At 42.1% G+C, this 19,152-nt stretch carries 17 protein-coding genes; 1 reads left to right on the forward strand and 16 read right to left on the reverse strand.

Annotated elements, in window-relative coordinates; genetic code table 11:
* Nucleotides 1–83: 83 nt before the first annotated feature.
* From nrdB to IEE84_RS05385, 10 genes are all read right to left on the reverse strand, one after another.
* Complete coding sequence (gene nrdB / locus IEE84_RS05340; protein ID WP_057759544.1) at nucleotides 84–1,217, reverse strand: class Ia ribonucleoside-diphosphate reductase subunit beta; 1,134 nt, start codon at nucleotides 1,215–1,217, stop codon at nucleotides 84–86.
* A 97-nt stretch (nucleotides 1,218–1,314) separates the two neighbouring features.
* On the reverse strand, nucleotides 1,315–1,686 hold the full coding sequence (locus IEE84_RS05345; protein WP_191115125.1) for a hypothetical protein: 372 nt from the start codon (nucleotides 1,684–1,686) through the stop codon (nucleotides 1,315–1,317).
* A gap of 34 nt (nucleotides 1,687–1,720) precedes the next feature.
* Nucleotides 1,721–1,960, reverse strand: a complete 240-nt coding sequence (locus tag IEE84_RS05350) for a hypothetical protein (RefSeq protein ID WP_191115126.1) — start codon at nucleotides 1,958–1,960, stop codon at nucleotides 1,721–1,723.
* A gap of 14 nt (nucleotides 1,961–1,974) precedes the next feature.
* Entirely contained in the window at nucleotides 1,975–2,505 is a 531-nt protein-coding gene (locus IEE84_RS05355) for a toll/interleukin-1 receptor domain-containing protein (protein WP_191115127.1), read from the reverse strand.
* Nucleotides 2,506–3,504, reverse strand: a complete 999-nt coding sequence (locus IEE84_RS05360) for a caspase family protein (RefSeq protein WP_191115128.1) — start codon at nucleotides 3,502–3,504, stop codon at nucleotides 2,506–2,508.
* A 59-nt stretch (nucleotides 3,505–3,563) separates the two neighbouring features.
* A complete protein-coding gene (locus IEE84_RS05365) occupies nucleotides 3,564–3,836 on the reverse strand; it encodes a hypothetical protein (RefSeq protein WP_191115129.1) in 273 nt (90 codons plus the stop codon).
* Nucleotides 3,837–3,853: 17 nt separating this feature from the next.
* Entirely contained in the window at nucleotides 3,854–4,225 is a 372-nt protein-coding gene (locus tag IEE84_RS05370) for a TIR domain-containing protein (RefSeq protein WP_191115130.1), read from the reverse strand.
* Nucleotides 4,226–4,300: 75 nt separating this feature from the next.
* On the reverse strand, nucleotides 4,301–6,577 hold the full coding sequence (gene nrdA, locus IEE84_RS05375; RefSeq protein WP_102090443.1) for a class 1a ribonucleoside-diphosphate reductase subunit alpha: 2,277 nt from the start codon (nucleotides 6,575–6,577) through the stop codon (nucleotides 4,301–4,303).
* A 502-nt stretch (nucleotides 6,578–7,079) separates the two neighbouring features.
* A complete protein-coding gene (locus tag IEE84_RS05380; protein WP_057762424.1) occupies nucleotides 7,080–7,370 on the reverse strand; it encodes a YbeD family protein in 291 nt (96 codons plus the stop codon).
* Between the two features lie 543 nt (nucleotides 7,371–7,913).
* Nucleotides 7,914–8,873, reverse strand: coding sequence for a bestrophin family protein (locus IEE84_RS05385; RefSeq protein WP_191115132.1), 960 nt, complete (start codon nucleotides 8,871–8,873; stop codon nucleotides 7,914–7,916).
* Nucleotides 8,874–9,527: 654 nt separating this feature from the next.
* Here IEE84_RS05385 and IEE84_RS05390 point away from each other — a divergent pair.
* Nucleotides 9,528–11,027: a SulP family inorganic anion transporter gene (locus IEE84_RS05390; protein ID WP_191115133.1), complete on the forward strand. Its 1,500-nt coding sequence runs from the start codon at nucleotides 9,528–9,530 to the stop codon at nucleotides 11,025–11,027.
* A gap of 367 nt (nucleotides 11,028–11,394) precedes the next feature.
* Here the strand turns inward: IEE84_RS05390 and IEE84_RS05395 are convergent, their stop codons facing one another.
* The 6 genes from IEE84_RS05395 to IEE84_RS05420 form a co-directional block, all read right to left on the reverse strand.
* A complete protein-coding gene (locus tag IEE84_RS05395; protein WP_101204781.1) occupies nucleotides 11,395–11,703 on the reverse strand; it encodes an ArsR/SmtB family transcription factor in 309 nt (102 codons plus the stop codon).
* A 543-nt stretch (nucleotides 11,704–12,246) separates the two neighbouring features.
* Nucleotides 12,247–12,762 (reverse strand): DUF2798 domain-containing protein, encoded by a 516-nt coding sequence (locus tag IEE84_RS05400; RefSeq protein ID WP_191115134.1) that lies wholly within the window; start codon nucleotides 12,760–12,762, stop codon nucleotides 12,247–12,249.
* A gap of 30 nt (nucleotides 12,763–12,792) precedes the next feature.
* The gene (locus IEE84_RS05405) at nucleotides 12,793–13,587 is read right to left on the reverse strand and encodes a siderophore-interacting protein (RefSeq protein WP_191115135.1); all 795 of its coding nucleotides are present in this window, start codon (nucleotides 13,585–13,587) and stop codon (nucleotides 12,793–12,795) included.
* Nucleotides 13,588–13,603: 16 nt separating this feature from the next.
* Nucleotides 13,604–14,047 carry a MarR family winged helix-turn-helix transcriptional regulator gene (locus tag IEE84_RS05410; RefSeq protein ID WP_191115136.1) on the reverse strand — a complete coding sequence of 148 codons (444 nt, stop codon included), beginning with the start codon at nucleotides 14,045–14,047 and terminating at the stop codon, nucleotides 13,604–13,606.
* Between the two features lie 368 nt (nucleotides 14,048–14,415).
* The gene (gene rpoD, locus IEE84_RS05415) at nucleotides 14,416–16,338 is read right to left on the reverse strand and encodes an RNA polymerase sigma factor RpoD (RefSeq protein ID WP_191115137.1); all 1,923 of its coding nucleotides are present in this window, start codon (nucleotides 16,336–16,338) and stop codon (nucleotides 14,416–14,418) included.
* Between the two features lie 530 nt (nucleotides 16,339–16,868).
* Nucleotides 16,869–19,055, reverse strand: coding sequence for a DNA primase (locus tag IEE84_RS05420; RefSeq protein ID WP_191115138.1), 2,187 nt, complete (start codon nucleotides 19,053–19,055; stop codon nucleotides 16,869–16,871).
* Nucleotides 19,056–19,152: the final 97 nt, after the last annotated feature.

Genomic DNA, 19,152 nt, shown 5'->3' on the forward strand with positions numbered 1-19,152 from the left:
CAAATCTCTACCGCTCAAGCCTTTATCATTCAAAGCTCTTATGATTCAGACTTTTACAGCTCAAAGCTCTTACAACTCAGCTTTTATAATTCAAAGTCGTCAAAATCACTGTCTGATAAGTCAGAGTCAATCTGACCAACCAAGTACGAGCTAATCTCGGTCTCTTGCGGTGCTACTTGCACATTGTCAGACGACAGCCACGTGTTGATCCACGGGATTGGGTTTGATTTTGAGTTCGGGAACGCCGCTGGCAAGCCGACCGTTTCCATACGTAAGTTAGTGATGTATTCGATATATTGGCATAAAATGTCTTTATTTAGACCAATCATCGAGCCATCTTTAAACAGATAACCTGCCCATTCTTTCTCTTGCTCGGCAGCCTTGCGGAAGATTTCGATGCTTTCTTCATAACACTCTGCGGCAATCTCGACCATTTCAGGGTCGTCACGACCATTGCGCATGAGGTTTAGCATATGCTGCGTACCCGTCAGATGCAGCGCTTCATCACGAGCGATTAGCTTAATGATTTTGGCATTACCTTCCATCAATTTGCGCTCAGCAAAGGCAAACGAGCAGGCAAATGAGACATAGAAACGAATGGCTTCTAGGACATTGACCGCCATGATGCATAGGTACATCTGCTTTTTGAGTGATCTTAAATCAACCGTCACTTGCTCGCCATTGATATTGTGCGTACCTGGACCGTACAAGCTATATAGCTGTGAGTTGCGGTACAGCTCATCATAATACTGGGCGATATCAGAAGCACGGCCTAAGATGTGCTCGTTTTGCATAATGTCATCAAAGATAATATTTGGGTCATTGACGATATTACGAATGATATGCGTATAGCTGCGCGAGTGAATGGTCTCAGAGAATGACCATGTCTCAATCCACGTCTCAAGCTCAGGGATAGACACTAGCGGCAGTAGCACCACGTTTGGACTACGACCTTGGATAGAGTCGAGTAGGGTCTGGTACTTGAGGTTGCTCAAAAATATATGCTGTTCATGCGAGGACAGATTGCTAAAGTCGATACGATCGCGTGATACATCGACTTCTTCTGGACGCCAAAAGAACGATAGCTGCTTTTCAATCAATTGCTCAAAGATTGGGTGTTTTTGTTGGTCATAGCGCGCCACGTTGACGGGCTGACCAAAGAACATCGGCTCTTTTAGCGCATTGTTTGGCGTTTGAGAAAAAATCGAGTAAGTCATGGGACTGCCTTTATAATTGATACGGTTATTAATTTATAGGGGTTTGACTGGTTTTGATTTGAGGTTATGACACGTTTTTGGATTATAGCGTTTTGGCCTAGAGGTTCTCTAGTGATATCTGCGACGACTCTTGTCCATCGTTCATATAGGCTTTGAAAATTTCGCTCAGTTCACTATCATCGAGTGCTTCTAATTCATCAAGCGCGCTTTTGCGTAGGGTACTTACATCAGGCTCTTCTGCTACTGTTTTTAAGTCTTTTTTAGCTGCTCTCGATACTGGTTTTTTGGCCGCTTTTGCCACGCTTTTTTTGGCGACAGTTGTCTTTGGTGCTTCATCCACACCTAACTGCTGACGCACCTCTGCAATATCAACCTCGACTTGTACGATATGCGAGCCACCATCGTTTAGGTCTGAAAATACGTTTGGAATAAACAAACCACCGTCTTTGATGATTGCGGTATATTGCACATGACCTCCGTCGTTTTAATTCTATCTGTATGTTTTAATTATAACAGTAGCCAATCCCGCCTACCGCTTGTATCTGCTTAGCCGCTGGCGTACAGTCTATTGTGTCTGACCGCATTCCTGTTGTCTCGATACTACGTTCAGCCACGGACTGCATCGCCATCGTCGTCAGCAGGATACCGCTATAGTCGGGGCTAAAAAGCCTTGCTAGGGCGTCTTTCTTTTTTCTTAGTGACTCTTCCGTTTGGGCGTAATTTGTAGAGTGCGCTGGGCGCACCCTACAATTCAAATTTATAACCGCATTTTTAGAGCATCATGAAATGCATCTGCGCCACTTTTGGTAAGTTCAGACCTGCTAAATGATTCACTTTTATTTCGTCGACTTTCAAAACCCTCACCAATAGAGCTCCTAGTATCTCGCTTATACTGTTCTATGAATTTATCTAAATCCATTTTAGAAACTAAGACTGGCCATTTACGTAAATATTCAGGTAAGAAGTTTGAAAGGAATCTAAAAGACATCCCACTAAGGTTTAGAGAGCTATTTGATACAGCATAGGAACAGATCCTCCGATTAGAAACAGTAGCTTGACCGATCTCAAAAGGAACCCACCATGAACCGCTTGTGGTAGGAGATATTATAGCTAATAGGTGTGTGCTCTTCTTAATATTCTTGGTTATAACTTCTGTAATATCTTCAGTACTTTTCGATTCATCATCAATTACATCTAAGTAATAATCAACGTTGTTAGTATTGAATTCATGAGCTATTTGAATAGCTGTGTTCCTATCAGTATGGCGATAACTTATAAAAACAGACATTTAAATATAACCTTTTAAGCTGAGTTTTCTGTAATATGCTCCAAATGCTGTTAATTTACAACCAGTTGACTCAATAGCCGCGTCATACATATGTTCTACTTCGTGTGGGACTACGAGTCCATGCCGATTGCACTTTTGTAGCTTTTTAAAAATTTCTTCATTATTAATATTTTGAGGTAAGTGTCTTAAATTTTCTGGAATATTCTTCCTGTCTGGTTCAAAAGATGGGTCCAATGGAAATATATCGGTAGGGTCTTTAAAAAAATTAGGAAGCTCTCTTAGAATTGAGGGGTCTACTAAGGGTATATTTTTTCTCAAACAAACAAAACGCGATACATTCGTTTTAAATATAGGTCGTTGATCCCAAGGTCCCAATGCACTGTCAATAAAGCTATAAAGACTACCAGGGGTTACTTGACCTAAAATATTTGAAGCGCCGCCTGTTAAACCTTCTATAAGCAGACTTGTAAATAGTCCATGCCGGTCTACACTGTTTTCCATGGCATATTCTTCTTTAGCACATGCCGTAAGGATAGTTATACCATCTCCAATTACACTGGAATCGTTTTTAATATTTCTATCATTACCAGCAGCTCCTGATTGACAGGAATCCAGAATTATAATTTTATTTTTGATTTTAGATTCATTAGCTATGTGTAATATATCGGAAATGCGGATAAATCCTTCATGGTTCTGCGAATAATTTTGCAAGCATATAATACCTTCGCTCATATTCTCATTGAATCCTCCATGACCAGCAAAGAAAAATACAGCTACATCAGCTTCTCCACTAAATAGTTCTTGAATTTTTTCATAAACAAGACTGTGTGTTATTTTATTTCTATTGTTAGTTGTTAATAGCTGAGCTGAAAAGTTAGGGCTACCATCTGCATTCTTGGTCAGTACTTGGTCAATAGATATAGCATCATTCTCGCACCAATTTAATGAACCAATGTGCTCGTAATCATTTACACCAATTATCAAAGCTTTCCTTGACATCTTTTTGTCCCTTATTAAATAAATTAGTCAAATACTTTTCAGATTTGAAAGCATAGTTGTTATTGTTCTTTGAATTCTAGAATATAATGCAAATATTTCATCACTTGCTCTCTATCACTTTTTTTCTCTTCTTCACTTAACTCGAAGTAATTAGTTTCTATTTGGGTACTCCATCTTTCGACTAACTCTTTTGGTATAGTCAAGCTACCATCGTCATTTTTTTTACACTTTGAATGTAAGTAACTTTGCCAATGAGCCCAACGATCATGTTCGACTGCTGATAGCTTTTCAATTAACATTTGAGTTTTGTCTGACAATTCATTGAAGCTCATAATTTTATCCTCAAACATCAAAGTGAGTCGATAAATGAAATAATATTTGCGTCAGTCCACACTTTAGTATTTACACCTTCAATATTTGTTCTGTCGCCCTTGTAAATCCATATACCTAAGATTCGTTTGCCTTCTTCCTTTGCACATTGAATTTCCCATTTCTGACCATCTGAATTCAATGAGTTTTCGCTAACTAAAACTATTACTCCATCAGATCTTTTTATACGAGTACGAACTCTCATTTTCCATTCTTTATCGTAAGGTTCTTTTACCGACATATCAATAAATTCATAAGGAGCACGAGGACTTAAAGACTGTCCTTTTAAAAAGTCGCGTTGACGCTCATCTGGCATTGCAAAGGCAATGAATAATACTTTTTTATCTGACATAGTAGATTCCTATTATTAAAGTTAATTTCAAATCAAGATTCTTCTAAAATAATTTCGTAGCTTAATAATGTAAACTTAAATCTTACACGCCCCGCCAGCACAATCATCTTCCATATCCGCTTGGGCATCGTTCGCACCATCACGAGTGTTATGGTAGTACAACGTCTTCACACCCATTTTATAAGCGTTTAGCAAGTCTTTTAGCAATATCTTCATCGGTACACGGCCGCCAGCATAACGAACGGGATCGTAGTTGGTGTTGGCAGAGATACTTTGATCGACGAATTTTTGCATGATAGCGACCAGCTTTAGGTAACCGTCATTGTTTGGCATTTGCCATAGTAGCTCGTACTGATCTTTTAGCTTATCAATCTCAGGCACGACTTGCTTTAAGATGCCATCTTTTGACGCTTTGATAGAGACCAGACCACGTGGTGGCTCGATACCATTGGTCGCGTTGGCGATCTGACTAGAGGTCTCAGACGGCATCAAGGCGGTTAGGGTAGAGTTGCGTAGACCGTGCTCAGTGATCTCGCCACGTAGCGTTTCCCAATCGAGATGTAGCGGCTCTTGGCAGATTTTGTCCAAGTCGGCTTTGTACGTATCAATCGGCAAGATACCTTGTGAATATGTAGTCTCATTGAACGCAGGACACGCGCCTTGCTCTTTGGCTAATTTGTTCGACGCTTTCAAGAGATAGAACTGTAATGCTTCAAACGTCTGATGGGTCAGACCAAGTGCGCTGTCGTCAGAGTAGCGTGCGCCATTCTTAGCTAAGTAGTAAGCATAGTTAATCACGCCCACACCTAACGTACGGCGACGCATGCTGCCGTTTTGAGCGGCTTTTACTGGATAGTCTTGATAGTCGAGCAGGGCATCAAGCGCACGGACGATTAGCTCGGCTGGCTCTTCGATGTCGCTGACGTTTTCAACTTTACCTAAGTTGACTGCTGATAGCGTACATAGGGCGATTTCGCCTTCTTCGTCATTGATGTTATCAAGTGGCTTGGTCGGTAGCGCGATTTCCATACATAGGTTTGACTGACGAATCGGGGCAACCGTCGCGTCAAATGGGCTATGCGTGTTGCAATGATCGACGTTTTGGATGTAGATACGACCCGTACTGGCGCGCTCTTGCATCATTAGGCTGAACAAGTCTGCTGCTGGGATCTGACGGCTACGTACGTTAGGATCATTTTCGTACTTGGTATATAACTCTTCGAATTTGTCTTGATCTTCAAAGAACGCATCATACAGGCCTGGCGTATCGCCTGGTGAGAATAGCGAGATGTCTTGGCCTTTGATTAGGCGAGTGTACATCGTTTTGTTTAACTGTACGCCGTAGTCCATATGACGGACACGGTTGTCTTCGACGCCGCGGTTGTTTTTCAGTACCAGTAATGACTCAACTTCTAAATGCCATAGTGGGTAGAACAGGGTCGCAGCACCGCCACGGACGCCACCTTGTGAGCAGCATTTCACTGCCGTTTGGAACAGTTTGTAGAACGGGATACAGCCAGTATGCTGCGCTTCACCGCCACGGATAGGGCTACCAAGGGCACGGATACGACCTGCGTTGATGCCGATACCAGCACGCTGTGATACATAGCGCACGATGGCGCTAGTGGTTGCGTTGATAGAGTCTAGGCTATCACCACATTCGATCAATACGCACGAGCTAAACTGGCGCGATGGCGTACGTACGCCTGACATGATAGGCGTTGGTAGTGAGATTTTGAACTCTGAGGTTGCATCATAGAAGCGTTTGACGAAATCAAGACGATCTGACTTGTCGTATTGGCTAAACAGACACATACCGACGAGCATATATAAGAACTGCGGGCTTTCATAGACAGTCTTGCTCACACGATCCTGTACCAAGTATTTACCAGCCATTTGCTCAACAGCGGCATAAGCCAAGTTCATATCGCGCCAGTGATCCAGATATTCTTCTAACTCGTCAAATTCAGCACGGCTATAGTCAGCTAGGATGTGCTGATCGTATTTGCCAGCATCAGTCAAAGTTTTGACATGATCATATAGGTGCGGCGGGGTGAATTTGTTATAAGCAATCTTACGTAGATGGAAGATAGCCAAACGCGCAGCCAGATATTGATAGTCAGGCGTGGTTTCAGAGATTAGGTCGGCGGCAGATTTGATGATGGTTTCGTGAATATCACGAGTCTTGATACCTTCATAAAACTGAATGTGCGACTTTAGCTCAACTTGAGACACAGACACGTTGTCCAAGCCGTGCGCTGCCCACGCTATTACCTTGTGAATTTTGTCTAAATCAATAGGCTCTAAACGTCCATCACGTTTGGTTACTTGGATTTTGTCAATATGTGTCATGCTGGCCTCTATTTTGATTGCTTATTGTGATGCTGCGCGCCGAGTGGGCGGCAGACATTCTTTATAACGCTATTATGCGGGGTTGTGCTAGCTGGTTTTTTTGGGCAAAAAGCTACCACTACTCATAGTGACGGTTAAAATCACTGAGTACTACATATAGCGTGTTTGTTAATTGGTAGGCACAATATAGCGGGAAAATTTTGAAAATACTATATTGATTTTAGAATAAAACTATGTTGTTACAAGGTTGTAGGCAGTCCAAATTTTGGCAAAGGACGATGGGATAAGGGTTAGACGCAAATGCGGTCAATAATAAAATTTTTGTAAAAATATCGTGAGATTTACTTTTCATTCTCTCGGTTATTGTCGACTGATAATGCGAGTCATGGCGGCAATAATGCGGGCGCAGATTGTACATCAAACCACAAAAAATCGCCACCCATATGTTATTACTAGCGAGTGACGATTTGGACTAAAAAGGCGTGAAAGTTTTTTAGGCGACTTATAAAACAATACGAACCGTTTTTGCATTATCAAGTGAGGCATAAAGCGCATTTACTTGCTCAGCAGCCGTTAGGTACAAATTGACCCGTGCCGAGTGAAAACGACCTGTTTTAGACGGCTTAACTTCGATAGACGCCAAATCAAAATCAGGGAACTGGCTACCCAAAATCAGCTTCACTTCATTAAGCAAACTCTCACGCTCGCCTTCATGACCGATGATGCTTAATGGGTAGTTCATCGGGAACTCCCAAAGCTCTGGGTTTTGAATATCGGTCTTTTTGCCTACCAACGCACCTTTATTTGGCGTCAAATCAGTGACTTTAACTGATGGCTGATTGCTGGTTGGGTTATTTGCGCTGTTGTCGACGTTGTCGTTGTTGTCTTTTGAATCATCACTCATGATATGAGCCTCGCTTATATAGGTAAATAGGAAAAAGTTAATCAGTTATTAGTAGTAAGTAACTAACGTTAAGTCATTCGAAAATCGCTGCTATAGACATTCAGTTAGTTAAACATCTGCTCAAACTATGCCAAAAGCATAACGCCAAAATCTGAGACAGGCTCAGTGTAGACATTAGTGGCATTTAAATCAGTCAAGCTATAGTCGATTCAATTTAAAAGTAGTACAAGGCAACCGAGTATGGATGTATATTTGATACTTCAAGCAGGTTAACGCTGTCATACTTTTATAGTGGAATGGCTATATTAGGCAGAGAATATATGCACTGTTTATAGTGGTCTATGAGCGATTATTCAAGTAAAGTCTGTATTTAGTCCGTTCTATTAAGAAATAGTAGATGAATTAGCTATTGTTAATAGCTATTAATAAAAATTACTGCAAATAGCCATTGATAGGAGTGATATCAGGCGGAATATCCGTCTCTCCCAATGCTTCTCGCAGGTTAATCTCAATAGTGCGTGACAAGGCAGTCAAAGGTAATTGATTAGCGGCCAAGCCAAAAGGCTCTTCTAGCTCTTCACTAAGCGCATCCAAACCAAAAAAGGTATAAGCAATCACCGCACAAATCAACGGGGTCGCCCAACCGAGTGATGCCACCAAGCCAAAAGGCAACATAATGCAGTACAAATAGGTGGTGCGATGTACCAGCAGCATGTAAGCAAATGGCAGTGGCGTATTATGAATGCGCTCGCAAGCTGCCAGTACAATTGTCATAGAGGTCAGGCGCTCGTCCATGTTTTGTATGACTTGTTCCGATACCAGTCCTTGACGCCGAATATCGCCAAGCTGCTTACCCATCAGGCGCATTATATAATCAGGTACATTTTTCGCTTGGCGTATACGGTCATGATGTATCGCTGCGACAAAAGGCTCGATATCCGCCCAAGGTGGCGTACCACGCAATCGATGACGCACCGCATGGGCAAACGCAATAGTCAGATATACCATCGTTCGCTGAGTATCGCGCCCAGTCGCATTGTTATCCTCGCCATCCTCTGTACCAGTCGCATCGTCCTCATCTATAAAAGACAGTACTTGGCGCGTTAAGCTACGAGAATCATATACTAGCTGACCCCATAGTCCGCGTGCTTCCCACCAACGTTGATAACTGGCATTGTTCCGAAACCCAAGAAACAACGATAAAGCAATCCCGAGTAAGGTAAACGTTGCCATACCATAATAGGGAAACGAGTCAGGAAGCCAGTGCTGGATAATCGTGATGAGCGTACTAAGAATAGTAATCAGCAAAATTTGCGGATAGATTTTTGGAATGATTGATCCACGCAGGGTGAAAAATATCTTAAGGGCATTTGGCGTTTGCCGGACAATCATGTCAGTTTCCTAGCGATGGGGTATATGGAGACACTATTCAATGTCACGTGTGATTCTAATATAGAAACGAAATCTGTAAAGCCCAAAAGGCTATAAATTTATTCAAACAGAAGAGTAAGGTAATCACTTAAGCTCGGTAATTGAGATAGCTAAAGGAGTTAAATCCTCGGCGAAAAGGGCGATGTTTTTATTAATCCACTTTATGTATGTTAAAATGACGCGAAATATCATTTCTTAACTCTATAAAAGCTGCCACCACAAAGATGAATACGCCACCCTAGCTGACCCTCTCCTCAGTAACGATTGCTTCCTATAGCAATTACTCTCATAAAGCGTCTGACGCTTTTTCTTGTGCGCACGCACTGCTTTAACGTTTGTATCACTATTCGATATATCTAATGGATCATAAAGATTACCCCACTGAAAGTATGTTATGACGATAACTATCTGACTATGATCGTTCACATTTTTATATTTATTACCTGATAGGCAATGGGCAACGTACCTAGATAGAGATGTGTCAGACTTTTGATGTGAGCGGGTTTTTAACTACTTTTTAGATATTTCCTAAGTAACCATTGGATACTTTCCAAATAACTATCAGATACCTCGTTTATTGACAGACTATAGCAGTTCCCCAAAACTGAGTTAAATATGTTAAATACAATTAAAGAGCATTGGCTATCCAATGCGCGCGGCGATGTCTTGGCTGGCATGGTCGTCGCTTTGGCGCTTATTCCTGAAGCGATTGCGTTTTCTATCATTGCTGGTGTCGATCCCCAAGTAGGGCTTTATGCCTCATTTTGTATCGCGGTAGTGATTGCGTTTGTCGGTGGTCGTCCAGCGATGATTTCGGCGGCGACTGGTGCGATGGCGTTACTAATGGTAACGCTAGTCAAAGACTATGGATTGCAGTATTTGTTAGCAGCCAGTGTGCTGACAGGTGTTATACAGATTATCTTTGGCTTCTTAAAGCTGGGGAATCTGATGAAATATGTATCGCAATCCGTAGTGCTCGGCTTTATCAATGCCTTGGCTATTTTGATTTTTATGTCGCAGGTTCCTGAGCTGATGCCGCAGGCAGGTTCAAACCTAGTACATGTTTACGGTCTTGTGGCGCTAGGTCTAGTTATTATCTATGGCTATCCATATATTCCAAAGATCGGTAAAGTGATTCCATCGCCATTGGTCAGTATCGTACTGGTCACGGCTATAGCCATCTTATTAGGTGCAGAGGCTCGAACCATCAACGACATGGGTCAGCTGCCTGATACCCTGCCGATGTTTTTGATACCTAATATCCCGTTGAACTTAGATACATTGATTATTATTTTTCCGTATTCTATCAGTTTGGCGATAGTGGGCTTACTTGAGTCTATGATGACCATGACTATCGTAGATGATTTAACTGATACCAAAGGCGACCGTACGCAAGAGTGTAAAGGACAAGGTATTGCCAATGTGGTTAGTAGCTTTTTTGGCGGGATGGCAGGCTGTGCGATGATTGGCCAGTCGATCATCAACGTCAAATCAGGCGGCTATACGCGTCTCTCTACCTTGGTAGCAGGCGTGTTTTTATTACTGATGGTTGTGTTCTTAAGCGATTGGCTAAAGATTATTCCAATGGCCGCATTGGTTGCTGTAATGATTATGGTGTCTATCGGTACTTTTAACTGGGGCTCTTTTAAAGAGCTAAAAACCAAGCCGCTGCAAAGTAATGTGGTCATGATTACGACCGTCGCTGTGGTGGTCGCAACGCATAACTTGGCCTATGGCGTATTGATTGGTGTATTGCTGTCAGCACTGTTCTTTGCCAATAAAATTGAGCGCTATATGAGTGTGCATAGCCACATGGATGAAGCAGCGCAAACGCGTTATTATCAAGTTGATGGCCAAGTATTTTTTTCATCAGCAGAGCGTATGATTGATTCCTTTGATATTAAAGAGTCTGTCTCTAAAGTAGTCATTGACGTGTCGCGCGCGCATTTGTGGGACGTGACAGCAGTCGCTGCCATAGATAAAGTGATTATTAAATTTCGCCGCGAAGGCACTGAGGTAGAGCTCATCGGTTTGAACGAGGCGAGCCAAGCGATGATAGACAATTTCAGTGTGCATGATAAGCCAGATGCTGAGCAAAGCTTAGGCGCGCATTAAATTAGCTACGTATTAATAGTGTCATATTGATAAATATTATAAAGCTGAGTGTATCTCGGCTTTTTTTATGCAGATTAAAACCAAGAATACATGCTATTTATTGAGAGAGTTTACTATTCATTATTGGCTTATTAAGGACGATAGAAATGTAATGAGTATTTAGGCATTTGTTCTGGCGACTGACCAGAAGGCAATATTCTATTATGAATAAAATTTTAGAAGGCAATATGTCGGTAGAAGGAAAGGGCAGCTAGAAGGAAGGAGGTAATAGGTTGAATGATGCGACATTGAGATAGTTAATCGTTATATTGAAATATCTAGATGTTTTGTAACAAAGAAAAATAGCTCTATAGATTATGAGAAATTTTTAAAGCTTCAACAGCTCTTTTTCAACTTCATTGAGAAATGCTTCGATGTTAGCTTCATGACGCTGATAAAACGTCCATTGTCCATGGCGTTCGGACGTAACCAATCCTGCTTTTTTTAACACACCCATATAATTTGAAATGGTTGATTGCGACAATCCAGCTTTTTCTTGGATGTAGCTGACGCATACACCATCCAAATTAGCATGCTCTGGTAATGACGCTGGAAAGTTCGACCTGTCCTTCAACCACTTTATGATTTGACGACGCATGGGGTTGTTAAGTGCAGATATTATGTTTTCTGTATTCATAAAATGTGTGATATCGATACCTAGTTAATAATCAACAACTGTCAGAGTGAAACATTAGATTTTTAGCTTACTCATTATGGGTCTAGACACCAAAGCGGAGTAGAATCTATCTACCACCAATGTGCTAATCATATACAAATAAACGGCTACTAGTAGGATACTGCTTATAACTAGCGTTTATATTCTGACTATACGTTGCTATAACAGTAGAGTATACAGCCAAAACCAGTTTAATTATGACAGTTGTACTGTCTAGTCATCGGAATATTGTCGAATAGTAATAATATATGACGGGTAAAAAAAGACTGTTTTAAATCGAATCTAACACTAAACGTTGTTACGACTGACTTATTAAATACACGTTAGTTCTTTACCAAACCAGCAGTAAAATAGTATTAGAAAGCTTCTGACATGACAAGGGCGTGTTGAATATTCAACACGCCCTTGATGCTTTATGTTCTTAAATTTTATTAAGCTTTTTTATTAATTTAGTTAGCATCGCGGTCGTGTGCCAAAAAATCTAATAAACATCGTCGTGATATTTTAACTTTTTAGAAATGCCTCAATTTTTGGTTTAATAGTCATAGAAATGATGACCATTAACGTCAATCCTACTGGTAATGCAACTAGAAACCCTTCTAACCAACCGTTCAAAAATGCTGTTCGATTGGCAAAACCAATCGTCTTTGAGGCAGTACTAAAGGCCAACATAGACTCCATGATACAAGCCATCAATACACCTGTGATGAGATTTCGCTTGTACGCTTTGGTATTAGGTAGCTTATAATTAATAAATTTTGTGACTAGACCCATCAGTAAGAAGCCAATCGGCATGATCGCATACGCCGCCAGTAGCGCTCTAGACCAGTCTATAAAAAATGTATCGGAATATCCGATATTCATATAGGTCATCACACCTGTTAAGAGACCACCTATGACAGTCATTAAGGCAAGTATTAACAACACTTTGTAGAGCAACGGTGTCTTTTTAGTGCCATCATTCTTAGCGCCACCACTTTTAGAGCCATCAATGAGCAGGGTCTCGGTATTTGCCGGCATCGTTATTTTCCTATCATAAAGAGCGTTTAATTAGTCGGTGTTTTTTTCTGCCTGTCGATCGCTTACAGATTGGTCTTCTGCAACACCTGCTTTCCAGTAAGAAAAGGCATATAGCTCATCCTTAGACCACTGTTGCTCGACTTTTAGGTAATGACGTAGGGCTTTGACAGATGAGAATTCGCTAGCGATATAAGCAAAACGGCTCTGCTCTGCAGTTGGCAAATCGAGAGATTTTACTGTGTCGATTAATTGACTGCCTTGCGTTGGATCTGGGTTATGTAACCATGTCATGGTGATATTGGCTGCTGTCGGCAATTCTTGCTCATCTTCTGTACCGTGCACTTCGATGATGCATTGACCAGTCGCACTGGCAGGCAAGGTTTCTAGTATTGAGCCGAGCACTGGTATCGCTGTGGCATCGCCAATCAGTAGAAAATTATCTGCATCGGGACAAAGCGCTTTGGTTTTAGGCTTCATTAAGATACCAACCTCGTCGCCAACCTCAGCATGAGTGGCCCAGCCTGAAGCAGGCGCCTCATCACCATGAGCAACAAAATCAATCCAGATCTGTTGTTTTGCTACATCAGCGCCGCGGTGAGTATAAGTGCGGACAACGAATGTAGTATTGTCATTTAGATCAATTGGTTGAGCTTTATCGACAGGGATAAGCATTTTGTTATTTGCGCCGACTGTCATGGTCGCGATATTGGCAATAGTATCTGCTTGTCCTGTGAGGTATATACGGAGGTAGTGCGGAGTAATCATTTGCTTGTGAGCAACGGTCATGATTTCGCGTACTGGTTTTTGATTTATTGTGTTATTCATACGGATCTGTCCTTACTTATTTATCGGTAGTCTTGCTAGTGCCAACGTTGTCTATCATGGTGCGACTGACACGGAAAAATAACGCAAGCTCTACGAGGCTTAAATCTTTCGTTAATTGCTGTCTTGTCCATTCCTCTGCTGCATCAAGCTTTGTCATAACCTCTTCACCTTTAGGGGTCAGCTGTAGTAATTGGCTACGACCATCAAGCGGGTTTTCTGTCTTTAATATTAGCTCAGCTGCTAAAAGGTCATTTAAGGCACGGGTGATTTGCGCTTTGTCTCGCTGCATATGCTTAGAGATAGATAGCGCAGTGCTATTCGGGTTATAACAAACGCCTTTTAAGGTTCTGATATTGGTCACTGACAACTCTACCCCTTGCTGGCGAATGCCTTCGAGCAGTAGGTTGGTATAGGTATGCATCAATTGATGTAGTGTTTCGCTCAATGAATTGTTAGACATAAAAACTCTTTGATATAGTTGATAGAAGCAACTATATAGAATAAGGTTGACAGTGTCAACTATAAAGTGTTTTTTGAAGGAATGTGTCTATCTAAACTTGAATAGTTTTGAATAAGAGAAGACAGTAGAAGGTAAAGTAAATAGGGGTGTATATTGAATAAGGAGCGCTTGGGTTAAAGAGATTTATGACTAGGAGGCTATGCATTTATGGAGCTTTGTAATTAAGTAGCTTAGTAATTAATAAACACAGTGATTAATAAGTTCTAGAATTAAAAAGCAGGCACAAAAAAAGCTGAGATATACTCAGCTTTTTTATTTTTAGCAACTATCTGAAACCTATTAGCTAGGCTCAGTATTTCTCTGAGAATCTAGTCATTTTCAAGGAAAGAGCGCAAGTGCTCAGAACGTGATGGATGGCGCAATTTACGTAATGCTTTTGCTTCGATCTGACGAATACGCTCACGCGTTACATCAAACTGCTTGCCGACTTCTTCTAGAGTATGATCCGTTGGCATATCGATACCGAAACGCATTTTTAGGACACGCGCTTCACGCTCAGTCAGGTTACCGAGTACATCACGAGTCGCTTCTTGCAGGCCAGCAGCCGTCGCATCATCCACAGGACTTGAGATTGTACCATCTTCTATGAAATCACCTAGGTGCGAATCTTCATCATCACCGATAGGGGTTTCCATAGAGATAGGTTCTTTAGCAATCTTCAGCACTTTACGGACTTTAACTTCGTCCATCTCTAAGCGTTCGCCTAATTCCTCAGGTGTTGGCTCGCGACCCATTTCCTGTAGCAATTGACGTGAGACACGGTTTATCTTGTTGATCGTCTCAATCATATGCACAGGAATACGAATGGTGCGCGCTTGGTCAGCGATAGAGCGAGTAATCGCCTGACGAATCCACCAAGTAGCATAGGTCGAGAACTTATAACCACGACGATATTCGAACTTGTCAACGGCTTTCATCAGACCGATGTTACCTTCTTGGATAAGATCCAAGAACTGTAGGCCACGGTTGGTATATTTCTTCGCGATAGAGATAACCAGACGTAGGTTAGCTTCAACCATTTCTTTTTTCGCGCGGCGAGCTTTTGCTTCACCAACTGCCATACGACGTGCCACATCTTTCATGTCGTGGATTTTCATGTCGAGCTGCTGTTCGTAATCACGAATGCGACGTTGTAATAAAATAACGTCATCAGTGACTTTTTCTAGCGTACCAGCAAATGCAGGCTTACCTTTGATACGCTCAATCAACCAATCTACGTTAGTCTCATTGCTAGGGAAGGTCTTACGGAACTCTTCACGCGGCATACGACCACGGCGAATTACCAGACGCATAATCTGACGTTCTTGCTTACGCACGTCGTCATAGACGTCATGCATGATGGCCATGACCTGATCTGACAAGCGGTTGTTTAGCTTCAACATCATAAAGCGTTCAGCAAGTAGGGCATACGCGGTATCAGCCTGTACGCTACCACGGCCATAATCTAGCAAGGCTTGCTTGGCTTTAATGAATAGATGCTCGATCTCTTCTAGACGCAAACGAACTTCTTCTGGATCAAGACCGCTGGTTTCTTCTTCAGCTTCGTCTTCAACGTCATCTTCGTCTTCGTCGTCATCATCAAGCGCGGCTGCTTTCGCATTGACCTTGGCTTTGATAACTGGTGGGTTTTCTTTTTCTTCTTTAATGCGCTCACGCTCTTCTTTCGCTGCTTCTTTTGCTTCTTGGGCTGCAATTTTATCTTCTTCGGTTTCAGGGTCTAAGAAACCAGTGATGACGTCAGATAGCTTTTTTTCGCCATCTTGTACTTTTTGATACTCGTCAAGGACAAACTGTACGGTACCAGGCCAGTAAGACATGGCATGCTGCACATCACGAATACCTTCTTCGATACGCTTAGCAATGGCAATTTCGCCTTCGCGAGTCAATAGATCAACCGTACCCATTTCACGCATATACATACGTACAGGGTCAGTGGTACGACCAGGCTCAGTTTCAACAGAGGCGAGTACTGCCGCTGCCTCATCTGCTGCCATATCATCATCACTTGAATCATCGTTCATCAAGATGTCATCGGCATCAGGAGCTGATTCAAAGATTTTGATACCGACATCGGTCAGCATTTGCACAATGTCTTCGATCTGATCGCTTTCGGTAATAGAGTCGGGCAGCTGGTCATTCACCTCAGCGTAGGTAAGATACCCTTGCTCTTTGCCCATTTGGATTAAGGTGGCCAGTTGAGATGTGGACTTAGAAACTGACTTATCGTTCATAAATACTCGCTTACTTGCATCGGACATTTTTATATTGTGACTCGCTATCGCTCGCTCTTTGCGTTGATCTTATCAATCGATTGATCAAAATATGGCGTAGAGGTTGTCAATAATATCAAAAATGAGTTGATATGAATAAAGGCTCAAAACACTACAATAACAATGCTGATAAACAGCTAAAAATTAAAAAAGCTAAAAAGACTTCAATACAGTACCTAAAAAAATATAGTACTTAAAATTTAATACTCAAAAATAGTATCTAAAAGCTGATACATAAAAATAATACCTAAAATTTGTGCTTAACGATGCATGCTCACAACCATCCACCAAGCAGTGCTGTCAATATACAGCGACACAGTTTAACACAGACCACAGTCGTCAAGCACGAGCTAGTGATAGCTACCGACCATTTTTTACTGATTATTTGCCATCAGCCAAATGATTTGGGAGCGACTCATGCTACTGGGCATAATCATTAGTAGTGGGGGCAGCTGCTAGACTTTTAAAGGGTCAACATTTGAAATTAGACATTAAGACTGCACAGTGACCATCTGTGCCGATTGCTCTGCCTGCTGTGCCCGTAGCCAATCATTCAATAATTGGGTTTGTTTGCGGACGATCGCAAGCTTAATATGATCTGGGTTCTGTATCAGCTCTTGTATTTTTTTCTTCATGTTGCGCTCAAGCAGCTGACTGACTAGCTCTTCGATTAGGCCATCAAGCCCCAAAATATTGCGTGCTGTTAGCGCTTTATAGAAGCCGCCCCAATTACGGCTGAGCATGTCTTGGGTCGCAGGCTTTACGTTCGATAAGATAAAATGCGCCGCTGCATTGACATCTTTTGGTAGGTAATTAAGACAGCGCTTGATAGTACTTACGATGTCTAGCAGAGCAGCATCTTGCAAGTCTTCCCAGGCAAGAGGACGCAGAGTATCAGGCGATGCTTTTTGTTTAATGTGGGCAGGTAGGTGTAAGCCATTAATCCCTGACTGTTGCCAAATCGACTCAATAGGGTCGTCGATTAACGCGCGAGGCTGAAACAAAAAGCAAAGCTGCAATTGCTGACTGATGGTCATATCACCATCAAAATCTAACAGCGCATCTTTGGCCTCGACATTCTGACTGCGTTTACCGCCAAGCTTTTGATAAACATCATTGTTAAGCAAATAGCGAAAGCTACTGCCTTTAGGTAAGGCAGTCGTCAACGAGCGTACTTGGGACATGAGCTTGGCTTTGCCTTCAGCCAGACTCATGTCATAACGTTCACTCAAATACGCAAAAATATACTGTGATAGCGGCATGGCATTAGCGATTTGCTCACGCATGGCATCGCTGCCCTGACTCTTAATAAAAGTATCAGGATCATGATTGTTAGGCAGGGTTAAAAACCGCAGCTCTTTATCATCGGCCAATACAGGCAGGGCAACTTCAAGTGTACGCCAAGCGGCTTTTTGTCCTGCACTATCTCCATCAAAGCTTAAAGTAAGCGTTGGATTGAGTGTCAGTAGACGCGATATTTGGCTTTCATTAATCGCTGTACCCATCGAGGCGATTGCCCCATAGATACCCGCTTGATACAGGGCAATCACATCCATATAGCCTTCGACCACCAGCCAGCTATCTGCACGCTGCTGACGTGATTCATAATAGCCGTATAGTACATGCTGCTTATGAAAGACGGGCGAGTCTGAGGAGTTGATATATTTAGGCTTTACTTCGTCATCAAGCGCTCGACCACCAAAACCAATGGTGCGGCCTTGATTGTCGCGAATTGGGAAGATGACTCGGTCGCGCAATAGATCGTAGTCGCGGCCAGACTCTGACTGACGTACCAATCCTAAGGCTTTTAGACCCTCAATATCCTGCGGAAATTGATGCTCAAGATGCTGCCAACCAAATGGTGCATAGCCCAGACCAAAGGTTTCAAAGATGTCTTCGGTGATACCGCGTGATAAAAAGTAGTGCTTGGCATGGGGATGCGTGGTCAGATTGTGCTGATAGAACTGTTGGATTTGCTCTAGCAGCTCATATAGATTGCCATCTTTATCATTGATTTGGTCAATACCATGAGTGTCCTGCATACCAGTGCTAGTATCGGTATCTGTCAACCATGCTGGCGGATAGCCACTATCGTCTGCATGGTTTGGCAAATACGGCTCTGAGGAATACGAGTCCATCGAATAGGACGCTGAATCATACGCTTCTAAGGGTGGAAAATTCTCATAGCCCTGATTGTCATCGTAACTAGGCTGATCTATGTAATTTTGGTCACTTTGGGCAACATTGTCTTGATGGTTGTTGTCTTTATTTGCACCATCTTGATTTACTTTGCTATGTTCTACAGTTGGTTTAGGTACATTGTGCACAGGCGGCGGTGCAATAGGTTTGGGTGCGCGACGTTGATAACTAACGTTTTGCTGCTCTTCTTTCGGCACTTCAATGCCTGTTTGTTTTGATAGTTCATTGACCGCTTCAATGAATGTCAAATTCTCATAATCACGCAAAAAACTGATGGCATTGCCACCGACGCTACAGCCGAAGCAGTGATAGATGTTTTTTTGTGGATTGACATAAAAAGAAGGCGATTTTTCACCGTGAAAAGGACAGCAGCCTTTATATTCACTACCAGCCCGTTTAAGCGTGGTGTGTTTACCAATGATGCTGATCAGGTCAGCTTGGCTATTTAGTTGTTCAAGAATATGGTTAGGAATGCTCATACAAAAAACAGTTTACCATAGGTCGATTATGTTGGGGCAGAGGTAATAAGGTACTGCTAGAAAAATAAGGCCAACATAATGTTGACCTTATTATCAA

Origin of the sequence: Psychrobacter sp. 28M-43 (assembly GCF_014770435.1) — a bacterium.
In the GTDB taxonomy this organism is placed as follows: Bacteria; Pseudomonadota; Gammaproteobacteria; order Pseudomonadales; family Moraxellaceae; genus Psychrobacter.

Excerpts from the sequence above, each read along its gene's own strand:
- IEE84_RS05395 (WP_101204781.1), bottom strand. The coding sequence starts at position 11,703 with ATGAATACAGAAAACATAATATCTGCACTTAACAACCCCATGCGTCGT.
- IEE84_RS05420 (WP_191115138.1), bottom strand. The coding sequence starts at position 19,055 with ATGAGCATTCCTAACCATATTCTTGAACAACTAAATAGCCAAGCTGAC.
- IEE84_RS05390 (WP_191115133.1), top strand. The coding sequence starts at position 9,528 with ATGTTAAATACAATTAAAGAGCATTGGCTATCCAATGCGCGCGGCGAT.
- IEE84_RS05385 (WP_191115132.1), bottom strand. The coding sequence starts at position 8,873 with ATGATTGTCCGGCAAACGCCAAATGCCCTTAAGATATTTTTCACCCTG.
- nrdB (WP_057759544.1), bottom strand. The coding sequence starts at position 1,217 with ATGACTTACTCGATTTTTTCTCAAACGCCAAACAATGCGCTAAAAGAG.
- rpoD (WP_191115137.1), bottom strand. The coding sequence starts at position 16,338 with ATGAACGATAAGTCAGTTTCTAAGTCCACATCTCAACTGGCCACCTTA.
- IEE84_RS05365 (WP_191115129.1), bottom strand. The coding sequence starts at position 3,836 with ATGAGCTTCAATGAATTGTCAGACAAAACTCAAATGTTAATTGAAAAG.
- IEE84_RS05410 (WP_191115136.1), bottom strand. The coding sequence starts at position 14,047 with ATGTCTAACAATTCATTGAGCGAAACACTACATCAATTGATGCATACC.
- IEE84_RS05405 (WP_191115135.1), bottom strand. The coding sequence starts at position 13,587 with ATGAATAACACAATAAATCAAAAACCAGTACGCGAAATCATGACCGTT.
- IEE84_RS05400 (WP_191115134.1), bottom strand. The coding sequence starts at position 12,762 with ATGCCGGCAAATACCGAGACCCTGCTCATTGATGGCTCTAAAAGTGGT.
- IEE84_RS05360 (WP_191115128.1), bottom strand. The coding sequence starts at position 3,504 with ATGTCAAGGAAAGCTTTGATAATTGGTGTAAATGATTACGAGCACATT.
- IEE84_RS05370 (WP_191115130.1), bottom strand. The coding sequence starts at position 4,225 with ATGTCAGATAAAAAAGTATTATTCATTGCCTTTGCAATGCCAGATGAG.
- IEE84_RS05355 (WP_191115127.1), bottom strand. The coding sequence starts at position 2,505 with ATGTCTGTTTTTATAAGTTATCGCCATACTGATAGGAACACAGCTATT.
- nrdA (WP_102090443.1), bottom strand. The coding sequence starts at position 6,577 with ATGACACATATTGACAAAATCCAAGTAACCAAACGTGATGGACGTTTA.